The sequence below is a fragment of the Chitinophaga sp. RAB17 genome, from assembly GCF_052114225.1.
Lineage (GTDB): Bacteria > Bacteroidota > Bacteroidia > Chitinophagales > Chitinophagaceae > Chitinophaga.
Map to the genome: position 1 here is coordinate 112,594 of NZ_JBFREI010000016.1, position 20,277 is coordinate 132,870.

The window sequence follows — 20,277 nt, forward strand, 5'->3', positions numbered from 1 at the left end:
TAATCAACACGACATATCGTGATATGATCGGGTGAGCGTTTCTCCCAGGCTACATTTTATTGATGAGCGCAATGATTCCCTCGTTTTCGATGATCATCATACCTTGCCGGTCTTCGGTAATACCTTCCTGTAAAGTGTAGGTGTACCTCGGTACATTTCCTTCCAGTACAGTAGGCATAAATCGAAACTGCACATTCGGCAGGCCTTTCAGCGCTTCCCCCACTTCGATGATATGAGTAGATACGATAAACAGGCAATTGTTGTATTCGGAGAAACCTTCCGTAACCGCCAGGGTGCCGTCGAAGGCGTCTTTCACATTGGTGCCCTTAAACAATTCATCGAACATCAGCAGCAGGTGTTCGCCGGTAGCTGCTGCCAGCGCAGCATCCTTCACCCTTACTACTTCAGCATAGAAATGGCTGTACCCCATTGCGATGTTGTCGGCCACATTGATGCTGGAGAAGATGCCTTCGCGTACCGAAAACACCATTTCGGAAGCGGCGACCGGGAAACCGATATGCGCCATGTACATACCGATACCGATAGATTTCATCCAGGTAGACTTACCTGCCATATTGGCCCCGGTGAGGAACAGCACATTACTGCCCTCTTTCATTTGGAGGTCGTTACCCACCGCTTTTGAAATACAGGGATGCTTCAATCCCCGGGCATGGAACACATTTTCTTCTTTCTCCACTGCCGTTGCGTAACAAAAATGCCGCTCGCGCGCAACATTGCTGACCGCAATGTATACATCTGTTTCCGCGATGAACAGCAGCACATCCTTCATCGCTTCGTTGTGCCTGTTGCGGAGCAGGAAATCATACTCGGATACCGTGCCGGTGGACATCGGCTTGTAGATGTCGCTGTCCAGGATGCTGCGGATGTCCTTTTGCTGCATGATCGCCAGTAACGCTTCTACACGGTTCTGCAAAGGACTGTTTTCGAGTTTCAGCAACTCCAATAGTCCAAAACACTTCTTCAGCGTTACGATCGTTGCCTGCAACTGTAAGAGCGTGTTTTTGAAACGGCCGTCTTTCGTGAGACCCGCCAGTAACTTTTGCAGTTGCATGTCTACCGTCACCGCCCATTGCGACTTTCCTGCCGTATTATCAATATATTCCCGCATCAGGGAAACCTGGTCGGCCTCAAAAGGAAATGCGACACCCTTCTCTTCGAAAAACTCAAAAATCGCTACCCGCCGGTTGATAGCGGCAGCATCATTGAGCGGATGAGAAAACATCTCATCCATCAGTTTCTCCCCGATCCGTGTTCTCACTTTATTGAATAAAAAGTATACTGATCCCTGCCGGAATTTCCCCATGAGGTTCAGCTCTCCTACCGATTGACGATCTATTTTAAAACTCATAATTGCTTATTTAACCTTTTTCCACCTTTGTTTCCCTGCTTAAGAATGTCCAGTATACCTTCGTTATTAATAATGATCATTCCATGCTTATCGTTGGTAACGCCTTCCTGCAGGGTATACGTGTATTCAGGTACAGCCCCTCTCATCACGGTAGGAAGAAAGTAAAACGCGGCGCTTTCCTTTTTGCTCAACCCCTCCGCGGCCTCGATAATATGGGAGGAGATGATGAACTTACTGTCTTGCCGGTTGGTAAATGCATTGCAAACAGCCAGTGTTCCTTCCAGCGCATCCTTCACATTCGTACCCCTGAACAATTCGTCGAACAATACAAACAGTGATTTTCCTTCACTGAGTTCCTGCCCTATTTTCTTCACACGCAGCACTTCTGCGTAGAAATGGCTGGCACCAATGCCCAGGTTATCAGGCAGGTTGATGGTGGTATATACGCCGTCCATCACAGAAAACTCCATAGAAGCAGCAGCTACCGGAAAGCCCATATGCGCAATGTAAACAGCGGTACTAAACGAACGCAGAAAGGTGGACTTCCCGGCCATGTTGGCCCCCGTAAGAAAAATCAGGTTACGGGAAGGCGTCATATGGAGACTGTTAGCCACCGCATTTTTTAAAAGTGGATGGTATACACCATCCACTTTTAAAATACTGGTCCCTTTCGGGTGCACCACGGGGAATACCATGTTATGTTTCCTGGTAACCTGCGCCACTGAAACATACACATCGATATGATAAATGAAATGCAGTAGTTGCAGCACTTTCCTTTTCTCCTTATTACGGATCAACACATCAAAAGCGGTAACAGCAGCGAATGAAATTCTGGCATTCGGTTTTTCATTAAACACCGGTATAAAAGCCGGATCATTCAACACCGCGATAGCCGCCAATCGTTCTTCCGCCAACTCTTTCACACCTGCCATTTCCGCCGACTCCAGATATCGTTTGAGTATATGGAAAAGATCGATGACCGACATAACCCCGTTCTGTACTTCCTTCTCACTGAGCGACACTTTTGTGCCGCCATCCGGGTTATCGTCAAAAGAAATGTATTTCTCTGCCTGGTCCAGCAAGGCACCATCGAAAGGAAAGGTGGCCCTCATTTTCACGAAAGCAGAAATGGTATTGATCCGTTTGATGATCGCTTCCCTGTTGTTCAGTGGTTTCCTGAACATGGCTTCCATAATGGTTTGCCCGCCACGGGTAAATGAATGATTATAAATATCGTAAATACCCTGTGTGTCTGCTTTGGAAAACAAGCGCAGATCATCCATCGTCTGCATATCTGTCTGCAAATACATAATTATACTTTTTATGAAACAATGAAAGTACCCGCTATTTGCGTTTTCTTCTTATCAGTATCACGATACCGGCAACCAGGATCAAGGCTGGTATAATATATTGCAGCACCATCTTCAATGTTTGTGCCGGGGCCTTTTTGATGGTCAGCCATATATCCGTGGGCACCGGGAAATTATGGTAAACAGGGTACCTGTTATCTACGGTGTAGCTGTAGAACGCATTGCCATAATCCTTTCCATTCGCTTTAGCTGAGGACATCATATCCGCATCGCTGGAAATAATGATCTTCTGCAATTTGTCTCCGATTTTGCGGGTCAGCTGCAGGCCCACAGGATAAGGCCCTTCCTTCCGGTAATCCCCTTCTGCGGTATTGAATACAGGTGCTGCTGAATCCACCACCAACACACCTCTCTCTACCCAGGTATTTGCATTGTTATGTAAAGTGGTAATCTGTTCTACCTTAAATCCTGTGGTATCAGAATAGCTTAATACGCTGGCTCCGGCAATATAGGTATAGCAGGCTTTGTTGATACCGTTCCTGAAGTAGAAAAACGGCTGCTCATCTGCCATGTCAGTGCCTTTCTTAGCAATCAATCCGACAAACTTATGCGGCATATCCTGCGGGTTCACCTGTACAATGGTGCCTTCATCCGCATTTACCCCTACGTGATTCAGAATTGGGTTCATGATAAACTGCTTGCCGGGTTCGGAATAGAACATGGCATTTCCCCCTCTGTCGATATACTGTTTAACGCTATCGACAATGGCCTTATCCAATATTGATTTCGGGTCCGATACCACCAGTACATCATCGTAGTTAAACCTGCCCGCCCCCACTGCCGGGATGGTGTCGAAGTTCAGTCCCATATTAATCAGCGCGTCCCTGGATGATTTATTGACGGCATGGTTTCCATATTCCCGTTCACCTAACTTAAGGGGCGAACGCTCGTAGTGCCCTGTCAGAAATTTAAACGTGGGCGTTGTATCATTGATTAAACGCAACAGGCTGCCGGAAACATTCCTTTCACTTGGAAAAAGCTCCGGGTCCTGGTATGTTCTCAGGAACGTCTTTTTCCCTTTATACTCCACCTGCATCAATAAGCCTTTCGCTTCCGACTCCAGGTCGATGAGGCTCCTGATTTCTGCTGGTTTTTTATAGATAGAGATATCGGTTTTATACATTTCTGCATACTTCTCCGCTATTTCATCCAGCGATTTGCCCGGGTATGACTGAAATATCGAGCTGTCGCCATCGTTCACATCATAATAATACACATACTCAAACTCCATGTTATTATAAAAGCGGCGGTACCTGGCCCAGAAGTTCCATAAATAGTTATTGCGCGCTGTTGGCACTCCACTACCCAGATTATAGCCTAACAGGTTAGTATATAGTGTTACTTTCAGTGGCGATCCGTCCAGCTGCCTGAATACTCCCTGGGTATTTTCATGCAGCGTATTTATTTTGCCCCTCGTCACATCCCAATAGCCAATAAATCCGTGCCGGGCAGTAACAACGAGCATCACCACCGTTACCGCGAACACCAACAGATATCTGCCTGCCGATACACGCCATGACTTCGACTCTGTAACGGATTTCATTTTGATGATGGTGAAGATGATAAAAAGGGAAGTAATACTGAAGAAGTAAACGAGGTCCTTTGTTGTAATCAAACCACCAAGCATGCTCTCTACCCTTCCCGAGCTGGAAAGGAAATAGGTGACATCCCGCACGTAATCCGTTCCCTGGAACAGCAAGCGTAATGATGTGAACAAGGTTAGCACCACAAATGTTCCGATGCCGGCAACAATCGGGTACGAGGTTAAACTGGAGATATACATACCTACTGCCACATACATGGCCGCCAGTAAAAAGAAGCCCAGCACCATCGACAGGATATGCAGGAATTCTACATTCTTAATAGAAAAGGTCAACACGATCACCTCCGCCAGGAAAATCAAAATCATCAGGCATACAAAACTGTACACACCCAGAAATTTCCCCAGGATGATCTGGCGTGTTTTCAGCGGCGACGAATGAAGCAACTTAATGGTCCCTGCAGCATACTCCCGGTTGATCACGCCCATGGTCAACAGTGGAATGTATAAAAAGAAGATCATCAGCACCGTATCGAGCCCCTTGCCGATCACCGTTCTGGTCAGCGGCATATTGAGAAATCCTCCAAAACCAGCCCCCTGCAAATCAAGCAGGGCATCCTGCTGCAGCGCAGTATCCGCCAGGTTTCCCATGATGATGCCCGCACTGGACATCAGGAATAAAATCAATACAAACCATGCGATCGGCGAAAAGAAAAAATACCGTAATTCCGCCCGCGCAATATTAAAAACTACTTTCATTAGTGTAAGATTGAAGAAGAATTTGATGATAATTGTTTGAATACATCGTCCATACCGGAAGATTCTGTGTGAATGGAAGTGAGTCGCCAGTTTTTCTCTGCACTCTTCTTCACAATTCTTTCCGCCAGATCATCGTTGGGCTGGAACCAGATCCGGCATTTATTATCCGGCAGCAACTCTACTTTCTGTACATCTTCCATCGCCATCAGTTCTTCGGGCGCCGGCATATGGAGCATTCTTGCCATCATGGTATTAGGCTGGAGAATGTTATTGAAAGCATCGAGGGTATCAGAAAACACCACCTGCCCGGATTCGATCATGATGATCTCTTTGGCAAGCAGGTTAATTTCTGACAATACATGCGATGACAACAATACCGCACGGTCCTGTGCAATTTCTTTGATCAGTTTTCTTGCTTCTATGATCTGGTTGGGATCGAGGCCATTGGTGGGCTCGTCGAGAATCACCACTTTCGGTTTATTGATGATGGATTGCGCAATACCTACCCGCTGACGATATCCACCCGACAGATTTTTTATCAGGCGTGACCTCATCTGTGTAATGGATGTTTTCTCCAGTACTTCTTCCACGGCACTTTTAATTTGCCGCTTTTCCATCAACCTTAATTGCGCGGCGTACTCCAGGTACTCCTGCACGGTAAAGTCCATATACAGGGGCGCCTGCTGAGGTAAAAAGCCGATCTGCTTTTTATATGCAATAGGATCATCTTTGATGTTCAATCCATTGATGGAAACATTACCTTCTGTTTGCAACAGGGTGCCACAAATGATATTCATCGTGGTCGACTTGCCGGCTCCGTTCGAACCCAGCAATCCGACAACACCGGTATCATTGATCTCAAAATTTATTTCGCGTATGGCCCAGGAACTGGCATACTTATGCGACAGGTTCTCCACCTTTAATATAGGCTGCATATGATGTGACTTATGATTTAAAACTTGGATTAAAAATGACCGATACTTTTTGCCCTTGCCGAAAAAACACCCTCAGTAGTCCATGTTCCGGTTACCAACATCGTACGTGCTTTAAACAGCCATTGGGTACTCGGCGTAGTTGAACCTGGATAAATATTTATTTCGGACAAAGTGGTCAGTGTGACGCCTGTTGCATGATCTTTTACTTCGAAGCGGAAGTTATTCACCGATGAGTTGACAGGGACCTTTATAAAATCGGATAGCTGCTCATATGCGAGATTGGTGACCATGGTTCCAGGTACCGGCTCCAGCTGCACCACATCGATCGGCCTGTTTTCAAAGAGATTGATGATCCGAAGATTGGCCACACTGTCGTTCAGGCTACGGGAAGGAAGCGTTTCCTTCACCGTTTTTTGTTTCACCTGCGTTGGACTACCATATACAAAATGCGTAAAAATGCCTCCGGGCTCCAGTTTCAGGCTGGTTTTCAGGAAGGGTTTATTAGGCTGGAGCGTATCGTGGTTTCTGAATAACGTAACCGGTTGGTCCATTTTATCGGTCGCATAATCATAAGAGTTACCACTACCGATATAAGTCAGTCTGCCGTAGAATTTGGGTTGTGAATTTCCAAAATAAACAGTCACGAAAGACGTATTGTCGTTAACGCCATTCACAATTGTCAAAGACGCCGGAAATAATTCTTCCGGTACTTCCTTCTTACAGGCAGTACCGAGCATCAGCATACCTCCGGCCAACAGGCCCGCTTTGAAACATTTTTTATAGCTGAATTGAAACATCTTTATTGATTTAACGGTGATCACTTTTAGTTGTAGCCAATATTCTGGGATAGCTGGTTGTCCCAAAGGATTTCTTCCGGAGGAATGGCGTATAGCAACTGGTACTGACTCCAAGGCAGTTTGTAAGCAATCTCCGACAGCACGGCTGTAGCCTTACCTGTTCTTTTCAGGTCCAGCCAGCGGTGTCCCCATTCAGCAAACAACTCTATGCGCCTTTCCTGCGCGATGGCATCCGTTACCTGCTGATCGGTTAAAGTATAAGGCAGCCCCTTCAATCCGGCACGTACCCTGATGGTATTGAGATCATCGATCACGGCATTTTTATCACCTGCATTCCGCAACATATTCGCTTCCGCCCTTATCAGGTACATTTCCGCGAGCCGCATCACTACATAATATTCGGACCTGACTCCTCCCACTACAGCGTTAAAGGAATTGATCTTATACTTGGCCGGAAAAAAACCAGCAGGTACAAACGGACCACTTGCGATGGCCGCCGTCCATGCAGTCTTTCTGTTATCACCCGCTTCGAAAGCATTCATTAGCATTGGCGTGAGGTACCGGCTTCTCAGCGCATACCCTTCAGGTGTGGCATTGCCCCGTATCGGCGTAATGTTGGTCTGCTTCAACTGGAAAATAACTTCCCGGCTGGATATGCCGAACACATTGTTCAGACTTTCCAGTTGAAACAAATCTGTTTTGCTAATCACATCATTTGCATACTCCCAGGCTTTTTCATAATTTTTGGTAAACAGGTAAACCCTTGCCAGCATTGCCTTCACATACCATTTATTGATTCGGATGCGCTCAACGTTATTGCCATCATAATTTTCAGAAAGATACCCTGACGCTTCTTCCAGGTCGTTGATGATTTGCTGATATACAGCGCCAGGGCTGGCGGAAGGAAGTTGTCGCGTATCATTATAATCGATGGATAAGGCGAGGGGAATTTTTTCGAACAGGTTTACCAGGTAGAAATACCCCATTGCCCTTACTGCCAGCGCTTCACCCAACACCCGTTTTCTGTAGGCCTCCGTAAACTCTTTTGAAGTAGCGGCTTTCACCCCTTCTATCAGCGCGTTGGCATTGAAAATCCCTTTATAGGCCGATTGCCATAATTTCGTGGAATAGCCCAGCTTCTGCAATGTCATCCTGGCGGTCATTTCCGCATAGTATGCATCGTCCCCGCCGAGTGCGGGGTGATATAATTCATCCGCCGAATGCCCGGCCGCCAGTGTAATTCCTCCGGCACTGTATAAGTTGTTGCCCAACTGTTCGGGATGATTCACATCGGGTTCTCCTCCGCTGATCAGGTAAGAATACAAACCATTGAGCGCAATAGATGCCTGATCATCGCTCTGGAAAACCTGGTTGGTAGTGATGGAATTTACCGGATCTTTTATATCCAGCATTTTATTGCAACCTGTTACCAGCAGGCCTGACAACAAAACACTGGCTGCAGTTATATTGAACGCAATTCTTTTCATACAATTGATTTTAGAAACTTAATCTCAGGTTAGCGGCAATCCTTCTGATCTGCGGCGTAGTGCCCAATTCAACATCCGTCATTCTGTATTGCGAGAATTTGAAAATCTTTGATGAATTCACGGATACCGTCCCCTGCTTCATACCCACCTTCTTCAACCATGCTGCAGGCAGTATGTATGACAAACTAAGATTGTCCAGGCTCATAAAAGCGCCTTTGGCATAGGTGGCATCAGATCCGGAAAACAGACCGCTGTTAGCAGCGGTATACTTTGAGTAAAGCGCTTTGTCGCCTGGTTGTTTCCAGTGCCTGTTTTCTATTTCCGCGTATAACACAGAGTTGGCCATTCCTCCATACCCGAGATTATTCAACTGATCTGTGACCAGGGAATTCTCGAAGCTGAATTGTGCATCCAGCGACAATACCCTTTTGAAGTCTACCCGAAAGCCCGCCCCACCAAAATATTTAGGGTTCAGGTCTATCACCCGGTAATGATCATCCACCGCCAGGTCCGGGTAATTCGGGCCCGATATCCCGGCAGGTGGGAGCCCGTCCCCGTTATAATCCTCAAATACGGGTGTTCCTTTCATCGGGTTGATACCGATATAGTGTGAGTAAGACTTAGCGGTTACGGAGGTACCAATCCGGTACATATCCTTATAGGGAGAATCTTCCAATCCTTCAAAAGCCACCAGCGTATTCTTGTTCTTACTTACCTGGAAACGTGCCGTCAGGCCCCAGGTATTCGTGTTCAGGATCGTTCCATCCAACATCAGCTCCACCCCCTGGTTCCGGATAACAGCGGGCCAGTTACCCACTACAGCAGCAAATCCTGTGAATGCCGGCGTAGTAATACTTGTCAACTGCTTTCCATCGCTGTTGATGTAGAAGTTGCCTTCAATGTTAAACCTGCTGTTAAAAAATCCAAGCCGGGTGCCCACTTCAAACTTACTGGCGCTGGACCAGCTGTATTTCTGGTTAACAGGTTGTATGAGCGTATAAATAGTCTGATCATCGTAGTCAGGCAATTTATCCATGGAATTCGGCGGAATGTTCGACCAGCGCGAGAGATATTGGTAATCGCCCACATTGGCATTCCCCATAACACCATAGGTAGATCTGATTTTGGCAAACGACAGCCAATCCATGTTAGCATGCTTAAACCATTCTTCATTAGATAAAACCCACGAAATCCCTGCAGATCCAAAGTTCCCGAAACGAGCCCCATCACCGAACCGCGATGAGCCGTCTCTCCTGCCATTTAAATTAACGATGTACTTATTTTCCCAGTCGAACGACACCGTTGCCAGCAGGGAAGCAACTTTCAGCTGGACATAATTATTCATGGTTTGCACCACCTGGGCATTCGAGTAGCTTTTGAGAAGGTTATCATTAGAGAACATCATCCCCATCACCGATACCGCATCCTGATCGGCGTAACTGTAATCTGCTGCCATGGAAACAGATACCCTGGCGCCCCCGAACAGTTTAACATAGTTGATATTGGGCCTTATCAGCAGGCTCTTTCCGGCACCAATGCCGTACATGGCTATGCTTATGGGAGAGAACAAAGGATCTTTCCCCGCTTTAGGAATATAGTAGCCGGATTTATTGGAGAAAAACTCTCCGCTAACACGAACGCCCGCCGTCAGGTCTTTAAATATTTCGTAAGTAAACCCAACATTGGTCTGACTTTTCAGCGTTTGATTCTCTCCCCAGTTCTTAATATCCCTGAATGGATAAATGCTGGCGGACAGGGTCCTGTAAGGGGCAAAATTGTACTGCCCTTTCTCATCATACATCCATGGCGCATTAGGCGGCAGCGAGAAAAAATCTACCGTAGTGGCAGTTTCATTATTGGAATAGGTATTGTTGGAAGAAAGTTCCACCATCAGCTTACCGTTCGGGCTGCGGTGGTTGAAAGACAATCCCATAGTTAAACGATCGTTCCCCTTGCCCTGGTTGTACATTTCCGCGGTGGAGGTATATCCCACACTGACACGGTAGGTATTCTGCAGCATTCCACCTTCTACCGTCAGCTGCACATCATCCGATTGTTCATTTTTGAAGAAAGTGCGTTGCCAGTCGGTATAGGCTTTCTGATCCCAGATAGTGAGGTCCGGGGCATTATCCCGGGTAGGTAAAGCTGCATCATTCAGCAGTGCTTCTTTTCTCACCGCCAGGTACTTTTCGGTGTTCATCATATCCATGTAACGCTGCACACCCGAAAACACTTTGGAGTAGCTTACATTAAACCTCGTAGGGCCTGGCTTTCCTTTTTTGGTAGTGATGAGGATCACACCATTTGCACCTCTGGAGCCGTACAATGCAGTGGCATCCGCATCTTTCAGCACGTCCACGCTCTCGATGTCCAGGGGATTAATCATGTACAAAGGGCTTTCTGAATTCGAATAACCGCCGCTGACAGGTACACCTGCCCCAAATGGATTAACAGATAAAGTAGCAATCGGTAAACCGTCCACCACATACAGCGGGTCTGTAAACATGTTTTCGTTCAGCACATTCCGTCCTCGCAACTCTACTTTCCTGGCCCCTGCCGTATTAGTCGATTGACTGATCCGGAGGCCGGGGATACGGCCTGCGAGAGCATCCAGTACATTTACGACAGGCTGCCTTTCAATATCACTGGCTTTCACCGTGGCGATATTGGCGGTACCCATTCTTTTATTGGTAGTGCCTAAAACAGTGATCTGCACTTCGTCCAGTTTGTTCAGGGAGAGCACCATCTCCGTGTTGTACGATTTGAAAGTAGCAATCTGTTCTGTTATTTTAAATACATGGTCCACATACCCGATATAGCTGATCCGCATCTGATCGCCCAACCTTGCCGGCACCTGTACTGACCCGTTTCCTGCAGTCAGATAGTTCCGTTTGTCGGTAAGATTGCTAATAGTAGCACTGACCAATGGCGTATAGCCGGAAGAGTAGACAAAGACATTTATCAATTCCGGTTTCGCTGGTGCCGTATCAACGGGTGGACTGGCTGCCGTAGCCAACCTGAACTCCTTCTGGGATACCAGGATGTTCTTGTCGATGATCTTGTAGGTCAATGGCTGCTGCTCGAATACCTTGCTGAGAAAGGCTCCCAGCTCAGTTCCCCGGGCATTGATAGTGACCGGTTTTGCCGCCGATAAAGCGGTAGCCTTGTACAGGAAAACATAATCGGTTTGTGATTCTACCGCTGCAAAAACTTTTTCCAGTGCAACGTTTTTACCGTTAAAGTTGATGTTCTGTGAAAGGCCTCTGGCAGATACCTGCAACAGGGCAGCGGTAAGAAGAAATAATGTTAGCTTCATGACTAACAGCGATTTGGTTGAGCTACGTTTCCATCTGTCAGGAATCCGTATGCAATAAAAAATAATTGGCATAACTTCGCATAAGCCGCCCCTTCCCATAAGGGACGGAATGTTTAAGTGAATAAATAAACGGTCTTAACCTGATTGTGATGATTACATTACTTGAACATCTACCGGGAGTGTCGCAAGCACTTCCGGTTTCATTTAAGTAACATCTATTACTACCCGCTATCTTACATACAAAATATTCCCCTTCAATTCGAAATTAACGTCCATCGTTTCCAATACTTTTAACACATCAGACAAATTGGTATTGCGGTGCATTTTCCCTTTAAAGATTACATTCTCTGGCTTTCCAACGTATTGTACGTCTATATTGTACCATCTTTCCAGCTGGCGCATGACACTGTATAAATCCATGCCGTCAAAATTAAACAGGCCGTTTTTCCATGCAATAATATTATCCGCATCAGGCGTTTCTATTACGCTCAGTGTAGCCGACTCCGTTGCATCCGGTTTGCTTAAAACCGCCGTTTGGCCGGGCACCAGCACTTTGGGCTGCGTGGTATGTGCAGGCGTTACTTTCACAGCACCGGTCAACAGTGTTGTGCGGATTGTTTTTTCATCATTGTACGTGTTCACATTAAATGAAGTACCCAGTACTTCCAGTTTCATCTGATCGGTTTCCACCACAAAGGGCTGCCAGCTCTTACTAGCTACTTCAAAATAAACCTCCCCGCTGATCTTCACCCTTCGATCCCGTCCCTTGAAAGCAACCGGGTATTTTATAGAAGACGCCGCATTCAGCCATACTTCTGTTCCATCAGGAAGAATGACATGGTACTGGCGACCTTTAGGTGTGGTGATGGTATTAAGGGCCGCTCCATCTGTTGCGGCGCTGGCATCGTATTTAAGCTCATTATTGTTCAGCGAAATCTGCGTTCCGTTCTGCGTAGCGATTTTGCCTTCGCCCAAACTGTCCAACACCAGTTGCGTACCGTCTGCCAATGTCAGGATGGCGCCGTTTTTACCCGGTGGAATGTCGCGCTGGGCGGATTGTCCACCAAACCGGTCCCCATTTTGCGCACGATGTGTCAGCAGGAAATAGGTGGATACGCCTAACCCCAGTACAAGCACCGCGGCTGCCCATTTCCATGTTTGAACGTGCCACATGCGGCGTACGTTTGATGATGCAGGCTTGTTGGAAAGAAAGCGTTCCAGTGCAGCGGTTTCATCAAACCTGGCCATAGCGCGCACGTTGTGCTGTTGTACATCCTGATTGTTTAATTCCATCCATAACTGCCGGTTTTCGTCACTGGCAGCGATCCACGCATCCAGCTTATCCCGCTCGTCGGCCGTAAGCAGCCCCTGTTGCGACCGGGAAATAAGCGATGCAATGATAAATGGATCGTTTGAAGAAGACGCCATGTCTAATGTGTTTATGTTATTACAACACGGTATTACGATCGTACTAAAGGAATCGAAAAAAAATTATGAGTGGGGAGAAAACAATAGGAATAAAGTAATTACAACCGGCGACAGGCGCATTCTCAGCAGCTTCATGCCCCTGGTTTTTTGATTTTTAACCGTTTGGAGGGAAATGGAAAGGACTTCGGCGATCTGTTCATTTTTCAATCCTTCAATGTAACTCATGCGGACGATCTTCCCGCATTGCTCGGGCAGGTTGCTGATCTCGCGGTAAATCACCCTGAAAACCTCCATACGGATGATGTCCAGGTCTTCCCCGGTGGCCGTATCTTCCTGCTCATGGAGAAATTTAGCCTGCCGTTCCTTACTATGCTGCGCCCCTTTCAAAAAATTGATGGCCGCATTACGTGTAGCCTTATACAGGAAATCCTTCAGATGCCGGAGGTCCTCGAAGGCATATCGCTTCTGCCATAATCTTTCAAAAACATCCTGCACAATATCTTCTGCATGCCCAGGCTCGCCGATGATCGTTTCGGCATAGTGGCAAAGCGCACTATAATACTCTTTAAAGATATAAGAATAATGCAACGTATCGCCCGTAGTCAATCCCTGCAAAAGCTCATACTCATTATTAGAAGATTTCCGCGACAAATTTGCACCCCGATTTTAGTTGAACCGTAAAAATAATTAAAAAATCAAGTTATAAAAATGTAATTGACCAGCGGCATTTTTAATTTTTCAGGCGGATCATAGTTCAATGATTTATACTATTTCCAGGCTTCAGGCTTCTCACCAGATTTCCGAAAAAGCTGGAAAATAGCTACCGTCAAACGTTTACACAGTCATACTACCTAATAATAATCAAAATAATACTTCATTAACTTTTTATTTCGCAAGATTTGAAATCCACTTGATACAGTTAATAGGTTCAATAATAGACCAGGAATGTATTAACGCTAATCAGAAATTTTATACAAGAACAGGAATTTTAAGATAAATCCAATTGATTCCGTCTTTGCTGATAACTTCTTAAAAAGTATAACGCCTATCTTATGCCAGCTACCCGATCAATGGTGGCTGTAAAGGGTGCAAAGAGGGACGTATTCATCACGCTATTCATATTGAAATCAAATTTTTCAATGAATCCAATTTCTCCATCTATGACATTACGCACCCCTCCTGTTGCTGGTGGCATCCGCCTTTACTACTTTCACAAACGCTTTCATAAACCGGATAGCGACTCCGCTATCTGCTACACTACTCATCATACTGCGAAAAGCAACCCTGGGCAATTTACCTGCCTTACCGCCACGGCCAAACTCCTGCCCATTTTCCCGGGTCCGCTGCAATGCAGGATCTTTGAAGATCCGTTCTCCTGATACGCCGCTTCTTTTTCTAACGGAGTACCCTTTTTTCGTTTTGTAAAACGATAAGTTTTCTATGGCTCCGTTAAACTGGAGCAAACCATCTTGTCTACTCATAGCTTATAATTTTTTCGATTAAAGAGAGGCAATTTATAACGCCAAGCCTTTTAAGCGTTTCCATCTGATCAGATAGGCTGCACTTCGAAGTACAATGCGAAATTATTCACAGGTGAAAGTGTGAGAAAATGTAACTTCTGCTTTTGCCACTTTTTGCGGAATTATGCGGAAAAACGTACCTAAAAGAATAGTGATATACACCAAAGACATTCAAAATATGTTTGGCAAGAGTGAACGCTCCGCTCAATATACCTGCAGAAACTGAGACAAATGTTCGGTAAGTCTCAATGGCAGTATATTTCAATAGCTGAATTTTGCAAATATTCGGGATTAAGCGGGGAAGAAGTCAGGGAATACCTGGAGGGCCCATAGTGCAGTGAAAGAGTAGTGAAAGAGTAGTAAGAGTGTAGTGTAACAGTAGTAAGAGTGTAGTGGGAATGTAATAGAAGTATAGTGGGAATGTAATGGATAGACGAATCCTAAGTACCGGAGAAGTATGCGAGAAGTAATAATAGTACCATCCTTAAATTTTCATGGCATAGTATTTTTACCTGATATCTATGTCTTCAATGCGCTCCTGGCTAGGGTTTGTATTGTTATTCCAATGTAGGAAGCAAGATGCCCAACGCTGAGACTATGAAGAATTTCCTGAGAATTCATTAAACCCTTTTGTAAAATACTTGCTTCTGCCTGTCAAAAATATCGCTACTTCGGATCACTTTTTTATTATTTCCCGTCATTAATATGTTATTGTTAAAAAAAAATTAAATCCTTCTTTAATAAATCCTAATGCATAAATATTTTTTAACTTGAAAAAGTTTTTTAACCCCCTATCATGATTATGAAAAAATTCATTGGTGTTTCCTCATTTTTATTGCTTCTAAGTATTGTTGTTTTCTATTCTTGTAAAAGAGATAAAACATCTACACAAAGCCCTATGATAGCGGAAAGTGTTTCAGCGATCCGGGGGGAATTTGACAAACACGATTTTGGCAAAAAACTGTCAACTCGTTTTAATGATTCTCTGAATATTAATTGGAAGCCGGACTGGGAACGTATAAAAACTAAAAAAGTTAATGATAGTATCATTTTCTACTATGTTCCACTCGTGCCCAGGATCAACAGTACAGCCGATCAAAGCCGAAAATATGAAATTACTACTGTTGGATTTGAGCAATTCATAATAGTAAAACAAAAATCGGTAGATGAACTGATTTTTGCCAAAGCCCAATACGTTTTTGATCCAGGATGGGGGCAGAATAAGCGAGTAACGAGCAAGCGATCTGACCCGATAAATTATGTTGACTTTACAGGAAAACTACTGTTAGATGATCTTTCTGGAAAAATCTCCGCGATAAACTACTTTAAAGGACAGCCCATCAAAGCTAGTGGATTACAAAACGGAAGAATTGTCTGTGATATGGAGTGTTACTGGACTACCTGGTGCGAGCGAGGTCCGTGGATTGCCGTTACTTATGGAAGAATGGGGGAATCCTGCTCCTCTCCTGACTGGGGGCCGGATGCAATGGATTGTGGTGGCAGCATAGGAACTGGTGGTGGTTGGGAATTACAATCTTCCAATACTACAAACTGTGTGGATATCCGGGATGATGTTCCACCAACACCACCTGATGGCACAGGTGGTGGAACCGGGACAGGTAATGCTACAAGTGTTTCGGATATCACCAGTAAACTAATAACTCCTTGTTTTAACACTGTATTTTCAGAGGTGAAATCCAAAACATTGCAAAATACAATAAGTAAAATGCTTAATAAGCTTTTCGGAAGTACGGATGTTATAAATTTAGATATTCTTGAGGGAAAATTAGACAAGGGGGTAGATGCAGATACAAGAAGTGGTGGCAGCTCCGGAGGTTATCGTACTGTTGAAGTAACCTTGAATACAAGTGAACTTCAAAATGCATCGAAAGAGTATATTGCGGCAACAATTTTGCACGAAATTATTCATGGTATTTTTCTAATAAAGGAGAAAAACCCATTGATAGACGATCATAATGAGATGGGATCATATTACATCAGCTACATGGCAGACGCGATACGCGAAATGTATCCTACCATCAATACAGATGATGCCAGAGCTCTAGCCTGGGGAGGGGTGCAGGAATCATATGGTTGGTCTCAATTAGTGAAAAATAGTACAGCTGCAGCTAACGGAATAATTGATACCAACAAAAAGTTTAAAAATGGGACATCAGGTACTAAATGCAAATAACAACAATCAACATCATTTATGAAACCAGTTTTTATTTTTTTATTGTTAATTTCCTTTGTTAAAGGACATGCTCAGGGGAACAAGAATTTATCTCAAGCAGAATTCGATACTTTAACAAAAAAATTTATTAAGAATATAACCATTCCAAGGGAAATTTCGGCACAATGTAAATCTTCGGCTGTCTCATTTATCATCAAGTTTGATAGAAAAATGAATAAAAATGTAGCAGTGAAAAACGAAATAATATTTTCCAAAAATTTCCCGGCGGAGTTCAAAGATAAAATATTAAGTAACCTCTGGGTTTTTGAGTCAATAAAATGGGAAAAACTCTTTTCTGGTGTAAAAGGTAACAATGCTTATGCTGTTCTTGTACCTATTATATATTATTTAGATTTTGACTGCATGGAGAAAATTCGATCTGATGAATTTGCGAATATTGTCAATGATGGGCTGTCGTTCGAAAACTACCCCCAGTCTCCAATATTTCTTCTTAAGCCATTAAAAATTTCTATCAGCAAACCTATTCCCTAATATTAAGGCCAGCTAAATCAGGTAGCTACTATTGTGAAAATTAATCGTTAAGAGGTATGCAACTGGTAAAATAAAGCTTAAATATGGATGGATAACCTCTTATATCTGGCGCCGCTTGTTTTGTACAACTGAATTTCTGGTGGGAACACCTGTTGAATTAATCATGCAAATTAGCGGACATAAGAGCTCACAGGATTTTTAACGGTACACCCATATCAGCCATGAAGAAGCTACTCCTTTAATTTATCAAGGACTCGCCCTGCGGCTCCTCCATTGAGCTCATAATCAAGTGTTGCCACATCATATTTCAGTCTGCGCCATGCTGCTTTCCAGTCATCAGTTCCGGGGAAATGGAAAAGGGTGCTGCTGCTGGTAGCTCCAAATGCAGAAAGCGCCTTCAGATCATGTAACTTGAAGGCTGCCGCAGCAAACCGGGTGATTGGGTTTAGCTTACCTGATTCTTTATTCACAAAAAAAATACCCCAAAAAAGTCAGACACTTTTTTGGGGTATTACATCTTTTGAAATGACTTCCCGGAGGATGATGTTATTCAATTTTTGATAGCGCAGTTATTAATTGATTCTTTTCTGCTCCTGGTCTATGCTATTTCCCTTATTTCTGGCGGCGCCGTTTACTTTTCTGCCGAAGCGATAAGTGAATGAAATATTCACCACCCTGGTGTCTGAGCTTTGCACATAACTTTCTTCTACATTATTATAAAGGATGCTACCATGTATTACCTGAGAATAAAAAAGGTCGCTTACATTTAATTTAAGCGCCCCCTGATTATTCATCACCTGTTTGGCGATACCCAGGGAAACTTGTCCAAATCCATTGGTGATAAACTGTCCGGAGACGTCTTTGCTGTTGTAAAAGCCGGAAAGTTCTGCTGTCAGACCCTTCGCTATAGTAAACTGGTTGTTGGCTCCCGCCTGAACGGTATAGGCATCTGTTGACAGGCTGGTCCCGTTTGCGAAACCACTTACTTTATTATACACAAGGTCCGCGTTGAGATTAATCTTCCACCATTCCCCTACAGCTAATGATCCGTTGAGCGAAAGACCAACGGTCTTTAAGCGTCCCACATTATCCTGGGTGTATATGGTCACCTGATGCTCAGTTCTGAAAATCAGCGAAGAATAGTCACTGGTTTCCGCATAGCTGAGTGTTGCGCTGAATATCCCTTTATACAGATAACCTATGCTTACGGTATTGGTGTACTGCGGCAGCAATAGCGGATTGCCTACTTCATAGGTATACTTGTTTACATAGTACAGGAATGGATTCAGCGTTCTATATGCAGGGCGATCTATGCGTCTTCCGAAGGAAAAGCTCACTTCATTATCGTTGTCAATTTTATATCCTACAAAAACGGTGGGAAATAAATTGTTGTAATGACGGGTAAAGGTGGTATCTGCCTGTACCGGGTTACCTAACTGATGCCCTTTATAGTTTGTATTTTCAAAACGCAATCCGGCTTGCAGGTTCCACTTTTTTTCCTGTTTGCTGAAATTCAGGTACAGGGCATTAATATTTTCTTCATATAAAAAATTATTGGAAATCCCGTAATCGGGTAAGAACGGCCCATCTGCATACTGGTGCAGATATTCCGCCAGGTTATTTGTTTTCACCTGGCTCACCTTTAGTCCGGTCTCCATTTTCAGCTGATTGCGAAAAGTCTGGGTATAATCGGCTTTGCCTGAATACACATCGATATTCACCGGCAAATTCCCTTTTAAGGCATCTTTTGCGGTCGGGATTCTATCAACAAAGGTAGTATTAGAGAAGAACTGATCGCTGATAGAATGGTAATGGAGATAATCGAGATCAGCTGTCAATGTTTTGGAAGAATCAAACTGGTGCGACAGGTTTAGGTTGATGCCGCCATTTTTAAGGTCATTTTTTGTGGTGGCCCGGGATTGAACCGTGGAATCTTCCACACCGTTTAATGCGATAAAATGTCCGTTGCTGCTATTATTGGAAGTCATTGGCTGCAGGCGGCCCGTGGCTACAAAGCCTATGGTAGTATTAGGAGAAACAAAGTAATCCATTCCGGCTTTAAGATTGTTCGTTGTACTGCGATAGGTGATTAAAGAGGGCTGATCATACAGGCTGTTTACCTTCCCGTCCTTTTCAAAGAATTTTCTTTTGATATTCAGTTCTGTAAAGTTATTTCTGATACCGTATCCATAATTCAGAAAGGCATTGATCTTCTTATTCCTGTAATTAAGATTCAGCGAGTTATCCGTACGCCAATAATTACCTTGTCCGTAGCCCACTGTAACAGCACCATTAAAGCCATATGCGGTGTTCTTTTTCGTTTTAATATTGATAATGCCGGCATTGCCTGCCGCATCGAATTTAGCACCGGGGCTGGCCATGATTTCCACCTGGTTTAACTGGCTGGCATTCATGTTGCTCAACAGCTTTGCCAGGTCTGCATTGGACAGGTAGCTGGGCTTTCCATCGATCATTACAGTAACACCGGGTTTGCCTCTCAGGCTTATATTACCATCTTTATCAACAGCTACGCCCGGAGATTTTTGCAACACTTCCAGCGCATTACTGCCTACATTGGTAACAGATGCTTCTACATTTACCACCACCTTATCTGATTGCAGCTCAATCAATGCTTTCTTCCCTATTACAGACACTTCTTTTAGACCCCTGGTAGCCGCCACCAGCCTGATTTCGGCTAAGGTGACATCGCCAGTTCCGGCATGTACTTCCAGGTCATTTATTACATAGGTATTAAAACCTATCAAATAAGCGGAAAGGCGGTAACTTCCAGGAGGCACCAGTATCAATTCAAATTTTCCGTCGTTATCGGATACCGCTGTTTTAACCAAAGAAGAATCGCTTTTTCGGGTAAGGCTTAAAGAGGCGCCTATGATGTGTTGTGCACTATTTCCTGCATCCCTGATCTCCCCTCTGATACTGATCTCCTGGGCATGCGAGGTAAGCGGAAGGGTAAAGAAAACAAATACCAGGCTAAAAAGGGCTACTACAATGGCGTTACGATACATAATAT

The 20,277-nt window shown here is 44.5% G+C and carries 14 protein-coding genes; 2 read left to right on the forward strand and 12 right to left on the reverse strand.

Features of this window, described 5'->3' with window-relative positions:
- Positions 1–49: 49 nt before the first annotated feature.
- From AB4Z08_RS32700 to AB4Z08_RS32745, 10 genes are all read right to left on the reverse strand, one after another.
- Entirely contained in the window at positions 50–1,369 is a 1,320-nt protein-coding gene (locus AB4Z08_RS32700; protein ID WP_441577996.1) for a MutS-related protein, read from the reverse strand.
- Positions 1,366–2,679 carry a MutS-related protein gene (locus AB4Z08_RS32705; RefSeq protein ID WP_441577997.1) on the reverse strand — a complete coding sequence of 438 codons (1,314 nt, stop codon included), beginning with the start codon at positions 2,677–2,679 and terminating at the stop codon, positions 1,366–1,368. Before AB4Z08_RS32705 ends, AB4Z08_RS32700 begins: the two co-directional genes overlap by 4 nt.
- 34 nt (positions 2,680–2,713) lie before the next feature.
- Complete coding sequence (locus AB4Z08_RS32710) at positions 2,714–5,038, reverse strand: ABC transporter permease subunit (RefSeq protein WP_441577998.1); 2,325 nt, start codon at positions 5,036–5,038, stop codon at positions 2,714–2,716.
- Complete coding sequence (locus AB4Z08_RS32715; protein WP_441577999.1) at positions 5,038–5,973, reverse strand: ABC transporter ATP-binding protein; 936 nt, start codon at positions 5,971–5,973, stop codon at positions 5,038–5,040. Before AB4Z08_RS32715 ends, AB4Z08_RS32710 begins: the two co-directional genes overlap by 1 nt.
- 29 nt (positions 5,974–6,002) lie before the next feature.
- The gene (locus AB4Z08_RS32720) at positions 6,003–6,770 is read right to left on the reverse strand and encodes a hypothetical protein (protein ID WP_441578000.1); all 768 of its coding nucleotides are present in this window, start codon (positions 6,768–6,770) and stop codon (positions 6,003–6,005) included.
- Between the two features lie 26 nt (positions 6,771–6,796).
- Positions 6,797–8,257, reverse strand: a complete 1,461-nt coding sequence (locus AB4Z08_RS32725; protein WP_441578001.1) for a RagB/SusD family nutrient uptake outer membrane protein — start codon at positions 8,255–8,257, stop codon at positions 6,797–6,799.
- A gap of 10 nt (positions 8,258–8,267) precedes the next feature.
- Positions 8,268–11,573 (reverse strand): SusC/RagA family TonB-linked outer membrane protein, encoded by a 3,306-nt coding sequence (locus AB4Z08_RS32730; RefSeq protein WP_441578002.1) that lies wholly within the window; start codon positions 11,571–11,573, stop codon positions 8,268–8,270.
- A 228-nt stretch (positions 11,574–11,801) separates the two neighbouring features.
- Positions 11,802–13,001 (reverse strand): FecR family protein, encoded by a 1,200-nt coding sequence (locus AB4Z08_RS32735; RefSeq protein ID WP_441578003.1) that lies wholly within the window; start codon positions 12,999–13,001, stop codon positions 11,802–11,804.
- Between the two features lie 63 nt (positions 13,002–13,064).
- Positions 13,065–13,652: an RNA polymerase sigma factor gene (locus AB4Z08_RS32740; RefSeq protein ID WP_441578004.1), complete on the reverse strand. Its 588-nt coding sequence runs from the start codon at positions 13,650–13,652 to the stop codon at positions 13,065–13,067.
- Positions 13,653–14,167: 515 nt separating this feature from the next.
- Positions 14,168–14,482 carry a hypothetical protein gene (locus AB4Z08_RS32745; protein WP_441578005.1) on the reverse strand — a complete coding sequence of 105 codons (315 nt, stop codon included), beginning with the start codon at positions 14,480–14,482 and terminating at the stop codon, positions 14,168–14,170.
- 835 nt (positions 14,483–15,317) lie between these two features.
- On the opposite strand from AB4Z08_RS32745, the gene AB4Z08_RS32750 reads away from it, so the two are divergent.
- A complete protein-coding gene (locus AB4Z08_RS32750; RefSeq protein ID WP_441578006.1) occupies positions 15,318–16,715 on the forward strand; it encodes a hypothetical protein in 1,398 nt (465 codons plus the stop codon).
- Positions 16,716–16,733: 18 nt separating this feature from the next.
- Positions 16,734–17,246, forward strand: a complete 513-nt coding sequence (locus AB4Z08_RS32755) for a hypothetical protein (RefSeq protein ID WP_441578007.1) — start codon at positions 16,734–16,736, stop codon at positions 17,244–17,246.
- Positions 17,247–17,476: 230 nt separating this feature from the next.
- Here the strand turns inward: AB4Z08_RS32755 and AB4Z08_RS32760 are convergent, their stop codons facing one another.
- Both AB4Z08_RS32760 and AB4Z08_RS32765 read right to left on the reverse strand, forming a co-directional pair.
- Positions 17,477–17,716, reverse strand: a complete 240-nt coding sequence (locus AB4Z08_RS32760) for a hypothetical protein (RefSeq protein WP_441578008.1) — start codon at positions 17,714–17,716, stop codon at positions 17,477–17,479.
- Between the two features lie 102 nt (positions 17,717–17,818).
- Complete coding sequence (locus AB4Z08_RS32765) at positions 17,819–20,272, reverse strand: outer membrane beta-barrel protein (RefSeq protein ID WP_441578009.1); 2,454 nt, start codon at positions 20,270–20,272, stop codon at positions 17,819–17,821.
- Positions 20,273–20,277 lie beyond the last annotated feature (5 nt).

Bases quoted from the DNA above. Each gene is read 5' to 3' on its own strand.
- AB4Z08_RS32700 (WP_441577996.1), bottom strand. From the start codon at position 1,369: ATGAGTTTTAAAATAGATCGTCAATCGGTAGGAGAGCTGAACCTCATG.
- AB4Z08_RS32705 (WP_441577997.1), bottom strand. From the start codon at position 2,679: ATGTATTTGCAGACAGATATGCAGACGATGGATGATCTGCGCTTGTTT.
- AB4Z08_RS32710 (WP_441577998.1), bottom strand. From the start codon at position 5,038: ATGAAAGTAGTTTTTAATATTGCGCGGGCGGAATTACGGTATTTTTTC.
- AB4Z08_RS32715 (WP_441577999.1), bottom strand. From the start codon at position 5,973: ATGCAGCCTATATTAAAGGTGGAGAACCTGTCGCATAAGTATGCCAGT.
- AB4Z08_RS32720 (WP_441578000.1), bottom strand. From the start codon at position 6,770: ATGTTTCAATTCAGCTATAAAAAATGTTTCAAAGCGGGCCTGTTGGCC.
- AB4Z08_RS32725 (WP_441578001.1), bottom strand. From the start codon at position 8,257: ATGAAAAGAATTGCGTTCAATATAACTGCAGCCAGTGTTTTGTTGTCA.
- AB4Z08_RS32730 (WP_441578002.1), bottom strand. From the start codon at position 11,573: ATGAAGCTAACATTATTTCTTCTTACCGCTGCCCTGTTGCAGGTATCT.
- AB4Z08_RS32735 (WP_441578003.1), bottom strand. From the start codon at position 13,001: ATGGCGTCTTCTTCAAACGATCCATTTATCATTGCATCGCTTATTTCC.
- AB4Z08_RS32745 (WP_441578005.1), bottom strand. From the start codon at position 14,482: ATGAGTAGACAAGATGGTTTGCTCCAGTTTAACGGAGCCATAGAAAAC.
- AB4Z08_RS32750 (WP_441578006.1), top strand. From the start codon at position 15,318: ATGATTATGAAAAAATTCATTGGTGTTTCCTCATTTTTATTGCTTCTA.
- AB4Z08_RS32755 (WP_441578007.1), top strand. From the start codon at position 16,734: ATGAAACCAGTTTTTATTTTTTTATTGTTAATTTCCTTTGTTAAAGGA.
- AB4Z08_RS32765 (WP_441578009.1), bottom strand. From the start codon at position 20,272: ATGTATCGTAACGCCATTGTAGTAGCCCTTTTTAGCCTGGTATTTGTT.